Origin of the sequence: Leclercia sp. UBA1284 (assembly GCF_002308415.1) — a bacterium.
Taxonomy (GTDB): domain Bacteria; phylum Pseudomonadota; class Gammaproteobacteria; order Enterobacterales; family Enterobacteriaceae; genus Enterobacter; species Enterobacter pneumoniae.
In genome coordinates, this window is record NZ_DBUS01000006.1 from 1825323 (window position 1) to 1841038 (window position 15716).

The 15716-nt window shown below is 54.7% G+C and carries 15 protein-coding genes, 3 tRNA genes and 1 pseudogene; 8 read left to right on the forward strand and 11 right to left on the reverse strand.

Annotated features, from left to right (window positions below; all coding sequences use genetic code 11):
- The first annotated feature begins 128 nt into the window (after positions 1–128).
- Positions 129–1340 (forward strand): tyrosine transporter TyrP, encoded by a 1212-nt coding sequence (gene tyrP, locus B3511_RS12025; protein WP_286782516.1) that lies wholly within the window; start codon positions 129–131, stop codon positions 1338–1340.
- 482 nt (positions 1341–1822) lie between these two features.
- Here tyrP and B3511_RS12030 read toward each other — a convergent pair whose 3' ends face one another.
- Complete coding sequence (locus B3511_RS12030; RefSeq protein ID WP_286782517.1) at positions 1823–2491, reverse strand: YecA family protein; 669 nt, start codon at positions 2489–2491, stop codon at positions 1823–1825.
- A 424-nt stretch (positions 2492–2915) separates the two neighbouring features.
- On the opposite strand from B3511_RS12030, the gene B3511_RS12035 reads away from it, so the two are divergent.
- The 5 genes from B3511_RS12035 to B3511_RS12055 all read left to right on the forward strand — a co-directional run bounded on the left by B3511_RS12035 (position 2916) and on the right by B3511_RS12055 (position 7916).
- Positions 2916–4037 carry a branched-chain amino acid ABC transporter substrate-binding protein gene (locus tag B3511_RS12035; protein WP_286782519.1) on the forward strand — a complete coding sequence of 374 codons (1122 nt, stop codon included), beginning with the start codon at positions 2916–2918 and terminating at the stop codon, positions 4035–4037.
- Positions 4038–4134: 97 nt separating this feature from the next.
- Positions 4135–5049, forward strand: a complete 915-nt coding sequence (locus B3511_RS12040) for an ABC transporter permease subunit (protein WP_040078459.1) — start codon at positions 4135–4137, stop codon at positions 5047–5049.
- 10 nt (positions 5050–5059) lie between these two features.
- Entirely contained in the window at positions 5060–6331 is a 1272-nt protein-coding gene (gene livM / locus B3511_RS12045; protein WP_040075058.1) for a high-affinity branched-chain amino acid ABC transporter permease LivM, read from the forward strand.
- Complete coding sequence (locus tag B3511_RS12050; protein WP_286782522.1) at positions 6328–7203, forward strand: ATP-binding cassette domain-containing protein; 876 nt, start codon at positions 6328–6330, stop codon at positions 7201–7203. Before livM ends, B3511_RS12050 begins: the two co-directional genes overlap by 4 nt.
- On the forward strand, positions 7200–7916 hold the full coding sequence (locus B3511_RS12055; protein ID WP_040075056.1) for an ABC transporter ATP-binding protein: 717 nt from the start codon (positions 7200–7202) through the stop codon (positions 7914–7916). The genes B3511_RS12050 and B3511_RS12055 overlap by 4 nt, the downstream gene beginning before the upstream one ends.
- 71 nt (positions 7917–7987) lie before the next feature.
- Here B3511_RS12055 and B3511_RS12060 read toward each other — a convergent pair.
- The 6 genes from B3511_RS12060 to uvrY form a co-directional block, all read right to left on the reverse strand.
- Positions 7988–8074, reverse strand: a tRNA-Leu gene (locus tag B3511_RS12060).
- A gap of 12 nt (positions 8075–8086) precedes the next feature.
- Positions 8087–8160: transfer RNA gene (locus B3511_RS12065), tRNA-Cys, on the reverse strand.
- A 50-nt stretch (positions 8161–8210) separates the two neighbouring features.
- Positions 8211–8286, reverse strand: a tRNA-Gly gene (locus tag B3511_RS12070).
- Positions 8287–8437: 151 nt separating this feature from the next.
- A complete protein-coding gene (pgsA, locus tag B3511_RS12075; RefSeq protein WP_040075055.1) occupies positions 8438–8986 on the reverse strand; it encodes a CDP-diacylglycerol--glycerol-3-phosphate 3-phosphatidyltransferase in 549 nt (182 codons plus the stop codon).
- Between the two features lie 56 nt (positions 8987–9042).
- Positions 9043–10875, reverse strand: a complete 1833-nt coding sequence (gene uvrC, locus B3511_RS12080; RefSeq protein ID WP_040075054.1) for an excinuclease ABC subunit UvrC — start codon at positions 10873–10875, stop codon at positions 9043–9045.
- Positions 10872–11528 carry a UvrY/SirA/GacA family response regulator transcription factor gene (gene uvrY, locus B3511_RS12085; RefSeq protein WP_040075052.1) on the reverse strand — a complete coding sequence of 219 codons (657 nt, stop codon included), beginning with the start codon at positions 11526–11528 and terminating at the stop codon, positions 10872–10874. The genes uvrC and uvrY overlap by 4 nt, the downstream gene beginning before the upstream one ends.
- A 360-nt stretch (positions 11529–11888) precedes the next feature.
- On the opposite strand from uvrY, the pseudogene B3511_RS20740 reads away from it, so the two are divergent.
- A pseudogene (locus B3511_RS20740) lies at positions 11889–11960 on the forward strand (hypothetical protein); the annotation flags it as partial.
- Positions 11961–11995: 35 nt separating this feature from the next.
- A complete protein-coding gene (locus B3511_RS12090; RefSeq protein WP_040075051.1) occupies positions 11996–12220 on the forward strand; it encodes a DUF2594 family protein in 225 nt (74 codons plus the stop codon).
- 68 nt (positions 12221–12288) lie between these two features.
- Here the strand turns inward: B3511_RS12090 and sdiA are convergent, their stop codons facing one another.
- The 4 genes from sdiA to dcyD all read right to left on the reverse strand — a co-directional run bounded on the left by sdiA (position 12289) and on the right by dcyD (position 15658).
- Complete coding sequence (sdiA, locus tag B3511_RS12095; RefSeq protein WP_263616079.1) at positions 12289–13011, reverse strand: transcriptional regulator SdiA; 723 nt, start codon at positions 13009–13011, stop codon at positions 12289–12291.
- A gap of 222 nt (positions 13012–13233) precedes the next feature.
- A complete protein-coding gene (tcyN, locus tag B3511_RS12100) occupies positions 13234–13986 on the reverse strand; it encodes an L-cystine ABC transporter ATP-binding protein TcyN (protein ID WP_207291998.1) in 753 nt (250 codons plus the stop codon).
- A complete protein-coding gene (gene tcyL / locus B3511_RS12105) occupies positions 13983–14651 on the reverse strand; it encodes a cystine ABC transporter permease (RefSeq protein ID WP_046884874.1) in 669 nt (222 codons plus the stop codon). Before tcyL ends, tcyN begins: the two co-directional genes overlap by 4 nt.
- Positions 14652–14671: 20 nt before the next feature.
- Positions 14672–15658, reverse strand: coding sequence for a D-cysteine desulfhydrase (dcyD, locus tag B3511_RS12110; protein ID WP_046884873.1), 987 nt, complete (start codon positions 15656–15658; stop codon positions 14672–14674).
- Between the last annotated feature and the right edge of the window lie 58 nt (positions 15659–15716).

Below are 15716 nucleotides of genomic sequence, written 5' to 3' on the forward strand. Positions count from 1 at the left end.
CATATCCGTCGAGTTTTTCCGTAAAGAAATAATTACAGAGCATGTAACGCCGGTTTGACGAGGCGGCACTTTTCCCTTACTCTGCGCCGCAGATTGGTTCGCGGTATGGCAATGCTGTAGAGGAAAGAGTGAAAAACAGAACGCTGGGAAGTATTTTTATCGTCGCCGGAACGACGATTGGCGCAGGAATGCTGGCAATGCCGCTGGCGGCTGCAGGAGTCGGGTTTGGCGTTACGCTGGCGTTGCTGGGCGGATTATGGGCGCTAATGTGTTACACCGCCTTGTTGCTGCTGGAAGTGTATCAACACGTTCCTGCCGATACCGGCCTGGGTTCGCTGGCGGGTCGCTATCTTGGCCGCTATGGTCAATGGCTTACCGGCTTTAGCATGATGTTCCTGATGTATGCCCTGACGGCGGCCTACGTGAGCGGCGCCGGCGAGCTGATTGCTTCCAGCATTAATGACTGGTTCGGTGCGGATATCGCCCCCTCTACCGGCGTGATCTTCTTTACGCTGATTGGCGGCGCGGTGGTCTGCGTGGGTACCGCCCTGGTGGATCTCTTTAACCGCTTCCTTTTTACCGCCAAAATTATCTTCCTGGTGGTCATGCTTGCCTTACTGGTACCACACATTCATCAGGTCAACCTGCTCACGTTACCGCTGGAAAAGGGGCTAGCGCTTTCGGCTATCCCGGTTATTTTTACCTCATTTGGCTTCCATGGTAGCGTACCCAGCATTGTCAGTTACATGGATGGCAACGTACGTAAGCTGCGCTGGATTTTTATCACCGGTAGCGCGATTCCGCTGATTGCCTATATTTTCTGGCAGCTGGTCACGCTGGGCAGTATTAACGCGCCTACCTTTATGGGGCTGATGGCTAACCATTCCGGGCTGAACGGTTTCCTGCAGGCACTGCGGGAAGTGGTTGCCTCACCGCACGTGGAACTGGCCGTGCATCTGTTTGCCGATCTGGCGCTGGCAACCTCGTTCCTGGGGGTGGCGCTGGGGCTGTTTGATTACCTTGCCGATCTGTTCCAGCGTAGCCGGTCCGCTGCCGGGCGGATACAGACCGGGGTCATCACTTTCCTGCCGCCGCTGGCGTTCGCCCTCTTCTATCCGCGCGGATTTGTTATGGCGCTGGGGTATGCCGGCGTCGCGCTGGCGGTGCTCGCCCTACTGCTTCCGTCGATGCTGGCATGGCAGAGCCGCAAACAACACGCTGCTGGAGGGTACCGGGTGCCAGGCGGGAAACCGGCGCTCTGTCTGGTCTTTGCCTGCGGGGTTGGCATTATTCTGGTGCAGCTGGCTATTGCTGCCGGGCTGTTACCGGAACCCGGATAAAATAAAAGGGCTCATTGTGATGAGTAATGCCGATCTGTTAAGCAATTCGGAATTTCTATGTCACTAAAGTGGAAAGGTTCCGTTCGCCAGGGCATCTCTGCTTGATGTCGGTTCCTCTGCAGTGAAGGTGCCCTCCCTCCGGCCACTCTGCGGCCTGAACGGGGCACGGGTGTTAACTCCCCGCTGAAATCGGCGAACCGGAGACCGGATGACAAGGGCTGGACGCCAGGGATGGCGGCCAGAGGCGAAGCGAGACAGGGATGTCGAGTTGAGCCGACCGCAGGCAGCCGGTCGGGAGGTGAGCGCAGTGCGAAGCACCGATTTCGTCGCGGGGCCGCGGGGATTGACAAGGGGGACCCGGCGGTCCCCCTTGTCACGTTCACGGGTGGTGTAATGCCATATTCTGCTGAACATGAGGTGAACGGAACAATTCCACCGTGCTTAATATGTCGGCATTACATCTTTACGATAAGCCCACTTTATTAATGTAAGCAGCAGCTTTTAAACTTCTTACCGCTGCCACACGGACAGGGATCGTTACGCCCGACTTTGGTGCCATTAATCACCGGCTGCTGGCTTACTGGCTGCTGCGGATTCGCTGCCCAGTACGCATACAGACGCAGCGCCGCCGGGCGAATCTGCGCTACGCTTTCGTGGAACGCCTCTTCGGTCATCTCATCCAGACGGGAGAAGTTCTCTTCTGAGCCGTGCAGAGCAATAAGATCCAGATCGGCTTTCAGCGCCTCTGGCAGGGTTGACCAGTCGGTGAGTGCCACGCCGCGCATATAGCCGAAGCACCACTCTTCCACCACGGTGTACTCCTGCCCATCCATCTCGTTAAAACCAAACATCGGCTCAAACTGATCCGGATAGTCGCTCAGCCGTTCAGCAATGTCGTTCATGTGCTTAAAGCTGAGGTTAATGAAGCGGTTCATTTCGCGCTCATTTTTCCAGCGTGGAATGTTCTTCTCACCGCCCCATACGGCCACCAGCCAGCGATCCGGTTCAACCACTACCGGGCCGGAGAGCACGGCAGTCAGCATACCGTCGAGCTCTGAGACGTCCATAATCGACTCGTCGTCATGACCATAAGCCATTAACGTCTCTTCCAGCCACTCCATTTCGGATGCATTTAATGGGCCTTCGGACATGATTGTGCTACTCCTGAATAAAAATGTATTCCCTCGATCGTAACACATAACGCCCCACTACGGGCGCACGACCTTGCCTGGCTAACAGGGCCCCAAATCGTGACCGTTGCACAACTTACGGGCATTCATGTTAATGAGATGTGATCCCCGCTGGAATTTCACCTCGCCGCCTCAGGCGGCGTAAAACGGCGCTCTATACTCAGAATTGTCGGAACCCAGACGATGGGATTACGACCTGGCAACAATTTTGCTTATTTTTTCCTCGCGGCGATCTCGCCTCAGGAAACCTCGCCGTCATAAGCAGAGCCTTGCTGGTCTGTCGTTCAGAGCTTTGTGTTCTCATTAATGTGTTGGTATTGGGTGCGCCATCCGGCGTTCGGCTACACAGGGTTGCGCAAAAACCGCTCAGAAAAGGTACATCATAATGTCGCTTAAACTAATCAGAAGTCCTCTTTCGCTGGTGTTGGCAGGTTGTCTGGTGACGGCATTTTCCGCCCAGGCAGATATCGTTATCGGTGTGGCCGGGCCCTTTACCGGCCCGAACGCAACCTATGGCGACCAATACTGGCACGGCGCAACCCAGGCCGCCGAAGATATCAATGCCGCAGGGGGGATCAACGGCGAGAAGATTAAGCTGGTACAGGGGGATGATGCCTGTGAACCCAAACAGGCCGTTGCCGTGGCTAACCGCCTCGTTGATCAGGATAAAGTGAAGGCCGTGGTAGGCCATTTCTGCTCTTCATCGACCATGCCGGCCTCCGAGGTATATAGCGATGCCGGCGTCATCGCCATCACCCCCGGCTCTACCAACCCACTCATAACTGAACGCGGCATGAGCGATATGTTCCGCATGTGCGGGCGCGATGACCAGCAGGGTCAGGTGGCGAGTGACTTTATCATCGATAAGTTGAAAGCCAAACGCGTGGTGATCATTCACGACAAAGATACCTACGGACAGGGGCTGGCGGATGCGACAAAGGCCGCGCTGGCGAAACGCGGCGTGAAGGATGTGATGTACGAAGGGCTGTCGCGCGGTGAGAAAGATTTCAACGCGCTGGTCACTAAAATTGGCGCGCAAAAGCCAGACGTTGTCTTCTTTGGCGGCTGTCATCCTGAGGCCGGGCCGCTGGTGCGCCAGATGCGCGAGCAAGGGGTTCAGGCCAAATTCTTCTCCGGCGACTGTATTGTGAATGAGGAGATGGTTACCGCTGCCGGTGGCGCGCAATATACCAATGGCATCTATATGACCTTTGGCAAAGATCCGCGTCTTATTCCGGATGGCAAAGCGGTTATCGAGAAGTTCCGTACCGCCAAATTTGAACCTGAAGGCTACACCCTCTACGCCTATGCCTCTATCCAGGCCATTGCCGCCGCCTTTAAGGCCAGCGGTGGTACCGACTCGGCCAAAGCCAGCGCCTGGCTGAAAGCGAACCCGGTGGAAACGGTCATGGGTAAAAAGGCCTGGGACGAGAAAGGCGACCTGAAGGTCTCTGACTACGTGGTCTACCAGTGGGACGATAAAGGCAAATACCAGGAAGTGCCGTAACGGGACGGCGTCACGCTCATCGTCGGCAGGAACCTCTGTCGACGCACGATAACCAGAGGGCCGCACACCCTGCGGCCTGACACACGAGCGCGCGATGATGAGTACATTCTTTTTGCAACAGCTGGTCAATGGCCTGACGCTGGGTTCGGTCTACGGATTAATCGCCATCGGCTATACCATGGTTTACGGCATTATCGGCATGATCAACTTCGCCCACGGCGAGGTGTATATGATCTCCGCCTATCTGTGCGCTATCGGTCTCGCCCTCCTCGCCTTCTTTGGGCTGGAGTCCTTTCCTTTGTTGATCCTCGGCACGCTGGTTTTCACCATTGTGGTCACGGGGGTATATGGCTGGACCATCGAACGCATTGCCTATAAGCCGCTACGTAACTCTACCCGGCTGGCCCCCCTGATCTCTGCCATCGGGATGTCATTGATCCTGCAAAACTATGCCCAGCTTAGCCAGGGGCCGCGCCAGCAAGGGGTCCCTACCATGCTGGACGGAGTCCTGCGTTTCCATATTGGCGAAGGCTTTGTGCAGATCACCTATACCAAAGTGTTTATTTTGATCGCCTCATTTGCCGGCATGGCGCTGTTAACCTGGATCATCGCCCATACCCGGCTGGGCCGGATGTGCCGGGCGGTGCAACAGGATCGTAAGATGGCCTCGATTTTGGGTATCAATACCGACCGCATCATATCGCTGGTGTTTGTGATTGGCGCCGCGATGGCCGGTCTGGCAGGGGTATTGATTACCATGAACTACGGCACCTTTGATTTCTATGCCGGCTTTGTGATTGGGATAAAAGCCTTCACTGCCGCCGTACTGGGGGGGATTGGCTCGCTGCCCGGAGCGATGCTCGGCGGACTTATTCTTGGGATTGCTGAAGCGCAGTTTTCAGGGATGGTGAACTCCGACTACAAAGATGTCTTCTCGTTTGGCTTGCTGGTGGTGATCCTGATTTTCCGTCCTCAGGGACTGCTCGGCCGCCCAGTTGTGGCTAAGGTGTGAGGGACGAACAATGGCTGATGATTTCTCACTGAAGCGCTGTCTGCTGGATAGCCTGCTGGCAGGTATGATTGCCCTGATTATTTTTGGCCCCATCGTCGGCGTGGTGCTGGATGGCTACAGCTTTAATTTTGAAGGACGGCGGCTGGCATGGATTGTGGCGACCGTGGTGCTGGGGCGATTTTTACTGAGCGCCTTTCTGATGACCGCCGCCGGCAAGCGCCTGTTAGCGCGCTTCGACACCGACAACGCCGGGGTCTATGTTCGTCCGCCGGGGTATAAAAGCCGCCTGCGCTGGATAATTCCCCTGCTGCTGGCCCTGGCCCTCTGCTTTCCCTTTATCGCAACCAAGTACCTGCTGACGGTGGCGATCCTCGGGTTGATCTACGTCCTGTTGGGGCTGGGGCTGAACATTGTGGTCGGGCTGGCGGGACTACTGGACCTGGGCTACGTGGCATTTTACGCCATCGGCGCTTATGGCCTGGCGCTGGGGTATCAATATCTGGGTCTGGGATTCTGGACGATGCTGCCGCTGGCGGCGCTGATGGCGGCCGCGGCCGGCGCGCTGCTCGGTTTCCCGGTACTGCGGATGCACGGTGACTATCTCGCCATCGTGACGCTCGGCTTCGGGGAGATTATCCGGCTTATCCTCAACAACTGGCTCAGCTTTACCGGCGGCCCAAACGGTATATCTGCCCCGCCTCCGACCCTGTTTGGCCTGGAGTTCGGACGGCGTGCAAAGGATGGCGGCGTTCCATTTCACGAGTTTTTCCACCTCACCTATAACCCCAATCTGAAGTTCATCTTTATTTATGCCGTCCTCATACTGGTGGTGATGCTGGTTCTGTACGTCAAGCATCGGCTGACCCGCATGCCGATTGGCCGGGCGTGGGAAGCGCTGCGCGAAGATGAGGTGGCCTGCCGCGCGATGGGGTTGAATCACGTGCTGGTGAAATTGTCTGCCTTTACGCTCGGCGCCTCGACTGCCGGGATCGCAGGGGTGTTTTTCGCCACCTATCAGGGTTTCGTCAACCCCACCTCCTTTACCTTCTTTGAGTCGGCCCTGATTCTCGCCATTGTTGTGCTGGGTGGGATGGGATCGACGCTGGGTGTGGTGCTGGCGGCATTTGTTCTGACCGTCACCCCTGAACTGCTGCGCAGCTTCGCCGAATATCGCGTCTTGCTGTTTGGCATGCTGATGGTGGTGATGATGATCTGGCGGCCACGGGGCCTGATTCGCATCAACCGCAGCGGTTACGCCCCGCGCAAGGGAGTAGCACCATGAACGGGACCATACTGAGCGTGGAGCACCTGATGATGCACTTTGGTGGTATCAAGGCGCTTAATGACGTGAATCTCGAGGTGCAGCGCGGATCCATCACGGCGCTTATCGGCCCCAACGGCGCCGGAAAAACCACCGTGTTTAACTGCCTCACCGGTTTTTATAAAGCATCGGGCGGGAACATTCTCTTTCATACCCGGCAGAGATCCACCAATGTGATTCAGGTGCTGGGGCAGAAGTTCCAGCCCGGCGACTGGATCAACCCGGCCCAGCTGGGACAACGGCTGTTCTTTAAAATGTTTGGTGGTACCCATCTGGTCAACCGCGCCGGACTGGCGCGTACCTTTCAAAATATTCGCCTGTTTCGGGAAATGTCAGTGGTAGAGAACCTGCTGGTCGCGCAGCATATGCGCGTTAACCGCAATCTTCTGGCGGGGGTGCTCAATACCCCTGCTTACCGCCGGGCTGAGAGCCAGGCGCTGGACCGGGCCTTTTACTGGCTGGAGGTGGTGAATTTGGTGGATTGCGCTAACCGGCTGGCGGGTGAGATGTCTTACGGCCAGCAACGGCGGCTGGAGATCGCGCGCGCCATGTGCACCGGCCCGGAACTCATCTGTCTGGATGAACCCGCTGCCGGGTTAAACCCGGTGGAAACCCGTGCGCTGAGCAAAATCATTCGCTTTTTACGCGACCATCACCACATTACGGTCCTGTTGATTGAGCATGATATGGGGATGGTGATGGAAATCTCCGATCATATTATTGTTCTGGACCATGGAGATGTGATTGCTCAGGGGAAACCTGACCAGATACAGCATGATGAGAAAGTGATTGCTGCGTATCTGGGCACCGATGAATCCGAGGTAAATCTATGAGCCTGCCGATGCTGGAGTTTCGGGAAGTCGACGTTTTCTACGGCGCGATTCAGGCGTTAAGGCAGGTGTCGCTGCAGGTTAATGCGGGGGAGACCGTGGCGCTGATAGGCGCGAACGGCGCCGGAAAGTCGACGCTGTTGATGTCCATCTTTGGCCAGCCGCGCATTCGTCAGGGGCAGATCCTCTTTTGTGGCGAGGATATCAGCCATAAATCTACACACTACGTTGCGTCGGGCGGCATCGCTCAGGCACCGGAAGGACGGCGCATATTTCCGGATATGACCGTTGAAGAGAACCTGCTGATGGGCACCATTCCGGTCGGGAATCAGTATGCGGCCGAGGATCTGCAAAGCATGTTTGACCTCTTCCCGCGCCTGAAAGAGCGGCGTAGACAGCGGGCCATGACCATGTCCGGCGGCGAACAGCAGATGCTGGCCATCGCCCGGGCGTTAATGAGTCGCCCCAAATTATTGCTGCTGGACGAGCCCAGCCTCGGCCTCGCCCCTATCGTGGTGAAACAGATATTCCAGACGCTGCGCGAGCTGGCCCGCAACGGGATGACAATCTTCCTGGTTGAACAGAATGCGCACCATGCCCTGAAGTTGTCCGATCGCGGCTATGTAATGGTTAACGGGCAGATTCGCCTGAGCGGCAGCGGTGAGGCGCTGTTAGGGGACCCGGAGGTGAGAAAAGCGTATCTGGGTGGGGTGTAACAAAAACAAAAAAACCACCCGGAGGTGGTTTCACGACACTGCTTATTGCTTTGATTATTCTTTGTATCCCATGGTACCCGGAGCGAGACTTGAACTCGCACAGCGCGAACGCCGAGGGATTTTAAATCCCTTGTGTCTACCGATTCCACCATCCGGGCTCGGGAAGAAAGTGGAGGCGCGTTCCGGAGTCGAACCGGACTAGACGGATTTGCAATCCGCTACATAACCGCTTTGCTAACGCGCCTTAAATCTTCTGTCTTTCGACGGCATCCGCAACTGCCGATGCACTTAATTTGGAGCGGGAAACGAGACTCGAACTCGCGACCCCGACCTTGGCAAGGTCGTGCTCTACCAACTGAGCTATTCCCGCAATTATCAAGTCATTCGCTAATCACTTGATTTTGCTATCGACTGGCTGGCTGTGCCGCCGTTCGATGCGTTGCATTCTACTTATATGACGTTTTGAGTCAACGTTAATTTTCGTCAGTATTGTTCGTTTGCTGAAAATTACGGCGAAACGATCACTGTTCAAGCAAATCGCCACGTGCGGCGTTCAAATACTGCAACATAGACCAGAGCGTGAGCACCGCTGCCACCCACAGCAGACCGATGCCGGCCCACTCTACCCAGGCGTTCGGACGCCACAGCATCCAGACCAGCGAGGCCATTTGCGCAGTGGTTTTCACTTTGCCAATCCAGGAGACCGCCACGCTGCTGCGCTTGCCCATCTCAGCCATCCACTCACGCAACGCCGAGATGATAATCTCGCGGGCAATCATGGTTGCGGCTGGCAAGGTCACCCACCAGCTGTGATAGTGCTCGGCGACCAGTACCATTGCAATGGCGACCATCACTTTATCAGCCACCGGGTCAAGGAACGCGCCGAAGCGGGTGCTCTGATTCCAGCGGCGCGCCAGATAGCCGTCAAACCAGTCGGTGACGGCGGCGACAAGAAAAATAAGTGCACATGCGAATGGCGCCCAAATGAAGGGCAGGTAAAACGCCACTACAAAGAACGGGATAAGTACGACACGAAAAAGCGTGAGTAGCGTTGGAATATTTAATCGCATAGTGACGGTAACTGTTTGTTGGCAGTAAATATTAGCTCTATGTTGCTACAGAGCCCTCAATGTTTCAACGAGTAGTAGATCTTTTCTGCCAACGCTTGCGAAATACCCGGCACTTTTGCAATTTCCTCAACGCTGGCGTTGAGTAAACCTTGCAATCCGCCCATATATTTCAACAACATCTGGCGACGTTTTGGCCCAACGCCCTCAATGGTCTCCAGCGTACTGGTATTTTTGACCTTCGCCCGCTTTTTACGGTGACCACCGATCGCATGATCGTGCGACTCATCGCGAATGTGCTGGATGACGTGCAGCGCCGGTGAGTCCGGCGGCAAGCTGAATCCCTCCCCTTCCGGCTCCAGGAATAGCGTCTCCAGGCCCGCCTTGCGATCGGTACCTTTAGCGACACCCAGCAGCAGAGGATGATGCTTATCCCAGCTGACGTCCAGTTCGGCAAACACCGTTTTCGCCTGGCCTAGCTGCCCTTTGCCACCGTCAATCAGGATAACATCGGGGATCTTGCTTTCTTCAATCGCTTTGCCGTAGCGGCGGCGCAGGACCTGATTCATTGCAGCGTAATCATCGCCCGGAGTGATGCCGGTAATGTTGTAGCGGCGATACTCTGCGCGCAGCGGGCCGTTGGCATCGAAGACCACACAGGATGCGACGGTCTGCTCGCCCATGGTGTGGCTGATGTCGAAACACTCCATGCGTTTCACTTCCGGCAATTTTAACACCGTCGCCAGCGCGGCAAGACGCTGATGAACTGTAGATTGCTGTGACAGTTTGGTGGTCAGCGCCGTGGCCGCGTTGGTTCGCGCCAGCTTTAGATAACGGGCCCGATCGCCGCGTGGACGGGTCTGCACATTTACGCGACGCCCGGCCAGCTCAGAGAGCGACTCTGCTAACAGCGTTTTATCGGTAAGGTTGAAATCGAGCAAGATTTCCGAGGGGAGCGTACGCATCTGGCTTCCCTGCAGATAGAACTGCCCGACAAAGGTTTCGACCACTTCACCCAGCTCGGTGCCACCCGGTACTTTGGGGAAGTAGCTCCGGCTGCCCAGCACTTTACCCTGACGAATAAACAGCACGTGGACGCAGGCCATGCCCGCATCAAACGACACGCCAATCACATCCAGATCGTCACCATTATTGGAGACGAACTGCTTCTCTGTAACCCGGCGCACGGCCTGAATTTGATCGCGAATGCGCCCTGCCTCTTCGAAGGCCAGCGCCTGGCTCGCTTTTTCCATCCGCTCAATAAGCTGCGTGAGCACCTGGTCATCTTTACCGGCCAGAAACAGCCGCACGTACTCCACCTGCTGCGCATACTCCTCTTCGCTGACCAGCCCGGCGACGCAGGGCCCCAGACAGCGGCCGATCTGATATTGCAGACACGGGCGCGAGCGGTTGCGGTAGACGCTGTTTTCGCACTGGCGAACCGGGAAGATTTTTTGCAGCAAGGCGAGCGTTTCACGCACTGCGTAACCATTCGGGAATGGACCGAAATACTCCCCTTTCGCATGCTTTGCACCGCGGTGCATCGCCAGACGCGGGTGGGTGTCGCCGCTGAGGAAAATAAACGGATAGGATTTGTCGTCACGCAGCAGTACGTTGTAGCGAGGTTGATAGAGCTTGATGTAGTTATGTTCAAGCAGCAGCGCTTCCGTCTCCGTATGGGTGACGGTTACGTCAATTTGCTGGATTTGCGCGACGAGCGCTTCCGTTTTACGGGACGCAAGATTGCTACGGAAATAGCTGGAAAGACGCTTTTTAAGGTCCTTCGCTTTACCGACATAGATAACCGTACCGCCAGCATCGTACATCCGGTAAACGCCGGGCTGGCTGGTCACGGTTTTCAGAAATGCACTGGATTCAAACACATCACTCACTGACTGGTTAAGGTCTCAGCATTACACAGACCATGGCGAATGGCCAGGTGAGTGAGTTCGACATCACCATGAATGTTCAGTTTACTGAACATGCGATAGCGGTAGCTGTTCACCGTTTTCGGGCTGAGATTAAGCTGCTCGGAAATCTCATTCACCTTCTGGCCTTTGGTTATCATCAGCATAATCTGCAATTCGCGCTCAGACAAACTGGCAAAGGGTGATTCGGTCTTTTCTGGCTCAATCTGGCTTAGCGCCATCTGTTGCGCAATGTCAGAAGCGATATAGCGCTGCCCGGCGTGAACAGAGCGAATGGCGTTGACCACCTCTTGCGGCGCAGCACCTTTGCTTAAATAACCTGCAGCGCCTGCCTGCATAACGCGGGCAGGAAGGGGGTTCTCGGTATGCACCGTCAGCATAATAACTTTGGTGTCGACAAAGGCGCGGGCGATTTTTCGGGTTGCTTCAAGCCCACCGATCCCAGGCATATTCATATCCATCAGGACAACATCGGCGGTATTGGCGCGGCACCATTTTACGGCGTCTTCACCGCAGCAGGCCTCACCGGCAACTTTAATACCCTTAATATCTTCCAGAATGCGTCGTATCCCTGCGCGCACCAGTTCGTGGTCATCAACAAGAAGGACGTTGATCAATGGAAAGTCTCCAGAATAGGGATAACGCTATGGAATGCTAATGCCGTATATATTACCGTTTTTTACCTCAACTTTAAAACGTTAAAAATGCAGATAAGCGATACCGAACAAATTTTTGGAAATTAACCTATACAGTAACTGGAAACGATAAGAAGGCGCTTCAACGCTTGTCGCTAAATTTTAGCTCCCTTTTTTCAGAAGGTTACAATTGTTCTGGCGGGGTTGCGTTCACCAATATAATTTTCAAATTTTTGTAACAATAATTAACTGCATTAAAACTGCCGGTATATGTTAATTGTCAGTAAAAGCAAGATGAAGTTTATGCTTATTGATTGTTTATTCAATTAAACTGCATGCCAAAAGTACAAAAAACAACCGCTGCATTTTTTTGTCAAGCTTGTGGTATACTCCGCCGCCTTAACTAAGGTCTAAGCGCGTATGCGCCGTTTTTATAATGAGGAAAATGAATGAGCACACCTGATTTCGCCACTGCGGAAAATAACCAGGAACTGGCGCAGGAAGTCTCCTGTCTGAAATCCCTTCTGACCCTGATGCTTCAGGCAATGGGCCAGGCTGATGCGGGTCGTGTGATCCTTAAGATGGAAAAGCAGATCGCGCAAATGGAAGACCAGGCTCAGGCCGACGTATTTTCCAGCACGGTTAAGCAGATTAAACAAGCTTACCGTCAGTAAAAACAAAAACGGCTGAACGCATTGCATTCAGCCGTTTTTTCGTCTGGCACGCAGAACGTCAGAACGCGTCAGATAATGCCCGTCGCCGCCGCATAACAGGCTATCTGCGTTTTGTTTGGCGCATTGAATTTCTTCTGCATGTTCTTCTGATGGAAGTTCACCGTATTTTCAGAAATAGAAAGAATAATCGCTATTTCCGCTGAGGTTTTACCTTCCGCCGTCCATTTCAGAATCTCTTTCTCGCGCTTGCTGAATTTCATCTCAGGCGGCATCACCATTTCATGTTCCAGACGCAACAGCGTGGTCAGGGCCATCTGCACCAGCATTTGCAGACGCAACTCCAGCTCTTCTTTGCTGAACTTATTGATGCTTTGCACCGTGCTGGAGACGGACAGAAAACCGAGCGCATGATTCGGTAACATCAGGCACTGGGTAATTCCCTTGCGCAGCCCATGCTCCCGCGCGCCATCCCATAAGGGTTGCGCATCGGCAAACAACGCGTCATTCCAGGGTAGGTGGCCGTGCACAAAATTCTCTGGTTTGAGTACCGGATCGATGGCGAAATAATTCTCCGCCTGATAATGCGATAACCATTGTGCCGGATAATTACTCTGCAATGAGAGTTTAGGCCGGGTAAACGGCACGGGATGACGGACACAAAGCGAAAAATAATCGAACTCTAGTGCCTGTGTTTGTCGCAGAAGTTCGGAATATACCTCATCGGCCGAAGTCATTTCCTGAAACCGAAGATAGCAATCCCGTCGCCATGTGAAAAAGTCTGAATCCTTCATACTTACGGAATGAAGCCCCTGTAAAAGATAATCATTATTATGGATTGATTAAACTAACACATAAATCTTATTTATATGTATAAAATATCGACCACAAGGGGAATTTGTACAGAATTTATGTGGTTACAGCAATTCAGACAGAATAAAACAATATATGTAAAGACTTTCAGGGGGAATTATTTGCTCCAGATAATGTTTCTGGAGCAAAAAAGAACAAAGATTCTACTGAAGAAGGAATTTTTCCAGGAACTGTCGGGTACGTGGCTGTTGCGGGTCAGCGAATAACGCTTTTGCCGGCCCCTGCTCAACAATACGCCCCTGATCCATAAAGATAGCCCGGTCCGCCACGTCACGGGCAAAGCTCATCTCATGGGTCACGATCACCAGCGTGCGCTTCTCCTGAGCCAGTTGACGGATGGTATTTAATACCTCCCCCACCAGCTCTGGGTCGAGTGCGGATGTGGGTTCATCAAACAGAATCACCTCCGGGCGCATTGCCAGCGCGCGGGCAATAGCCACGCGTTGCTGCTGCCCGCCGGAGAGACGGCGCGGATAACTGGTCTCTTTCCCTGATAGTCCCACCTTGGCCAGCAGTTCGCGGGCGCGGGTTGTCGCCTCCTCTTTCGGCTCACCTTTCACGATAACCGGCCCTTCAATGATGTTCTCCAGCACCGTGCGATGAGGGAACAGATTGAAGCTCTGGAAGACGAAACCCACATGCTGGCGCAGACGGCGAATTAGCCCTTTCTGTTGCCCCATGGGTTTACCGGTATCAATAGTGATATCCCCTACCCGGATGGTGCCGCCTTCTGGCTGCTCCAGCAGGTTTATGCTGCGCAGTAAGGTAGTTTTACCCGAGCCGCTGGGGCCGATAATGGCCACCACTTCGCCCTGCTGCACCTCCAGATCGATACCATGCAGTACCGTTTGACCGTGGAATTTTTTAACCAGGTTTTTGACTTCGATAGCACTCATTTCGGATCACGCTCCTGGCGGTTCAGCTGGTTTTCAAAGTAATTTTGCAGCGCGGAGAGAACCGTCGCCATCACCCAGTAAATCAGAGAGGCCGCCAGATACATGGTGAATACCTCCAGCGTACGCGACGTAATCAGCTGCGCCTGACGGAACAGTTCCGGCACCTGAATCGTGGCCGCCAGCGACGTATCCTTCACCAGGCTAATAAAACTGTTGCTAAGCGGCGGTAATGCTACGCGCGCCGCCTGCGGTAGAATCGCCCTGCGCAGCGTCTGCCACGGCGTCATCCCGATACTGGCTGCGGCTTCCCACTGCCCTTTATCAATAGACGAAATGGCGGCACGGAGTGTTTCAGAAGTATATGCCGCCGTGTTAAGCGATAACCCAATCATGGCCGCCGGGATGGGATCCAGCTCAATACCAAACTGCGGGAGACCGTAATAGATCATAAACAGCTGGGCAATCAGCGGCGTGCCGCGGAAGACTGAGATGTAAAAACGCGCCAGCCAGCGCACCGGCAGAATCGATGACATGCGCATCAACGCCAGTATAAAGCCCAGCAGCAACCCAAAGAACATGCCGCCGATACTCAGTTGCAGCGTAAATACCGCCCCTTTGAGCAAGAAGGGCAAGGAGTCGATAACCAGTTGGATACTTTCTTGCATTCGAATTTTTCTACCCGCAGTTAAACATGAGGATGGTAGGCAAAAAGAGCCGGCGCTCCGCCAGTATGGACAAACAAAATAGGCCCTTCATCCTTAAAGCGTTTCTGGCTGATCCCATCGATAAGCCCTGCCATAGCTTTGCCCGTATAGACCGGGTCGAGCAGGATACCTTCCAGGCGCGCCAGCAGTTTGACGGCTTCCATCCCCTCATCATTCGGCGTGCCATAGCCTGGCGCAAAGTAGTCATCCCAGAGCGTGATGTCCGCGCTGGCCGTGACTTCCAGCGCTTGCGCCACCGCCTGTTGCAGCGTGACCACTTTCGGTTTTTGATCCGCAATGCTGCGCGAGACCGTCACGCCAATGAGCTCAACCTGCGGCATAAGCTGTTCCAGCCCTACCGCCAGCCCGGCATGCGTGCCCGCGCTACCCGAGGCCACCACTACCGACGAAATCCCTACCGCACCTTCACATTGCTGGGCAATTTCCAGCGCGCTCTCCACATAGCCCAGCGCGCCCAGTGCGTTTGAGCCGCCAACGGGAATGACATAAGGTCGGAACCCCTGCGCTTCAACGCGGGTGGCCAGTTCATCAAGCTGCGTGACAGGGTCGTGCAGGGCATCGCACATTTCAATCTGCACATTAAACAGGTCTAGCAGCAGGCGGTTGCCGTTGGTGAGATAGTTTTCCGCGCGGGTGCCAATCGGGTTTTCCAGCAAGGCCACACAGTGCAGTCCCAGCTTCGCGGCGACGGCCGCGGTCTGACGGACGTGGTTCGACTGAATAGCGCCGGCGGTGATGAGCGTATCGGCCCCCTCACGCAGGGCTTCAGCGGCCAGAAACTCCAGTTTGCGCAGTTTATTACCGCCCATAGCCATCGGAGTCACATCGTCCCGTTTGATCAGTATGTCGCGGCCCAGGTAATCCGATAAGCGAGGTAGATACTCGAGCGGCGTCGGTGCGCCAATAAATTCCAGACGCGGATAACGCGTTAAGTTTTGCAATGACATGGATTCCCCCGGCGGGTCTGTTTGATCTGTTATTATTTATTATGCACGTAGATCGGCA

Bases quoted from the DNA above. Each gene is read 5' to 3' on its own strand.
- B3511_RS12030 (WP_286782517.1), bottom strand. From the start codon at position 2,491: ATGTCCGAAGGCCCATTAAATGCATCCGAAATGGAGTGGCTGGAAGAG.
- B3511_RS12035 (WP_286782519.1), top strand. From the start codon at position 2,916: ATGTCGCTTAAACTAATCAGAAGTCCTCTTTCGCTGGTGTTGGCAGGT.
- B3511_RS12040 (WP_040078459.1), top strand. From the start codon at position 4,135: ATGAGTACATTCTTTTTGCAACAGCTGGTCAATGGCCTGACGCTGGGT.
- livM (WP_040075058.1), top strand. From the start codon at position 5,060: ATGGCTGATGATTTCTCACTGAAGCGCTGTCTGCTGGATAGCCTGCTG.
- B3511_RS12050 (WP_286782522.1), top strand. From the start codon at position 6,328: ATGAACGGGACCATACTGAGCGTGGAGCACCTGATGATGCACTTTGGT.
- B3511_RS12055 (WP_040075056.1), top strand. From the start codon at position 7,200: ATGAGCCTGCCGATGCTGGAGTTTCGGGAAGTCGACGTTTTCTACGGC.
- pgsA (WP_040075055.1), bottom strand. From the start codon at position 8,986: ATGCGATTAAATATTCCAACGCTACTCACGCTTTTTCGTGTCGTACTT.
- B3511_RS12090 (WP_040075051.1), top strand. From the start codon at position 11,996: ATGAGCACACCTGATTTCGCCACTGCGGAAAATAACCAGGAACTGGCG.
- sdiA (WP_263616079.1), bottom strand. From the start codon at position 13,011: ATGAAGGATTCAGACTTTTTCACATGGCGACGGGATTGCTATCTTCGG.
- tcyN (WP_207291998.1), bottom strand. From the start codon at position 13,986: ATGAGTGCTATCGAAGTCAAAAACCTGGTTAAAAAATTCCACGGTCAA.
- tcyL (WP_046884874.1), bottom strand. From the start codon at position 14,651: ATGCAAGAAAGTATCCAACTGGTTATCGACTCCTTGCCCTTCTTGCTC.
- dcyD (WP_046884873.1), bottom strand. From the start codon at position 15,658: ATGTCATTGCAAAACTTAACGCGTTATCCGCGTCTGGAATTTATTGGC.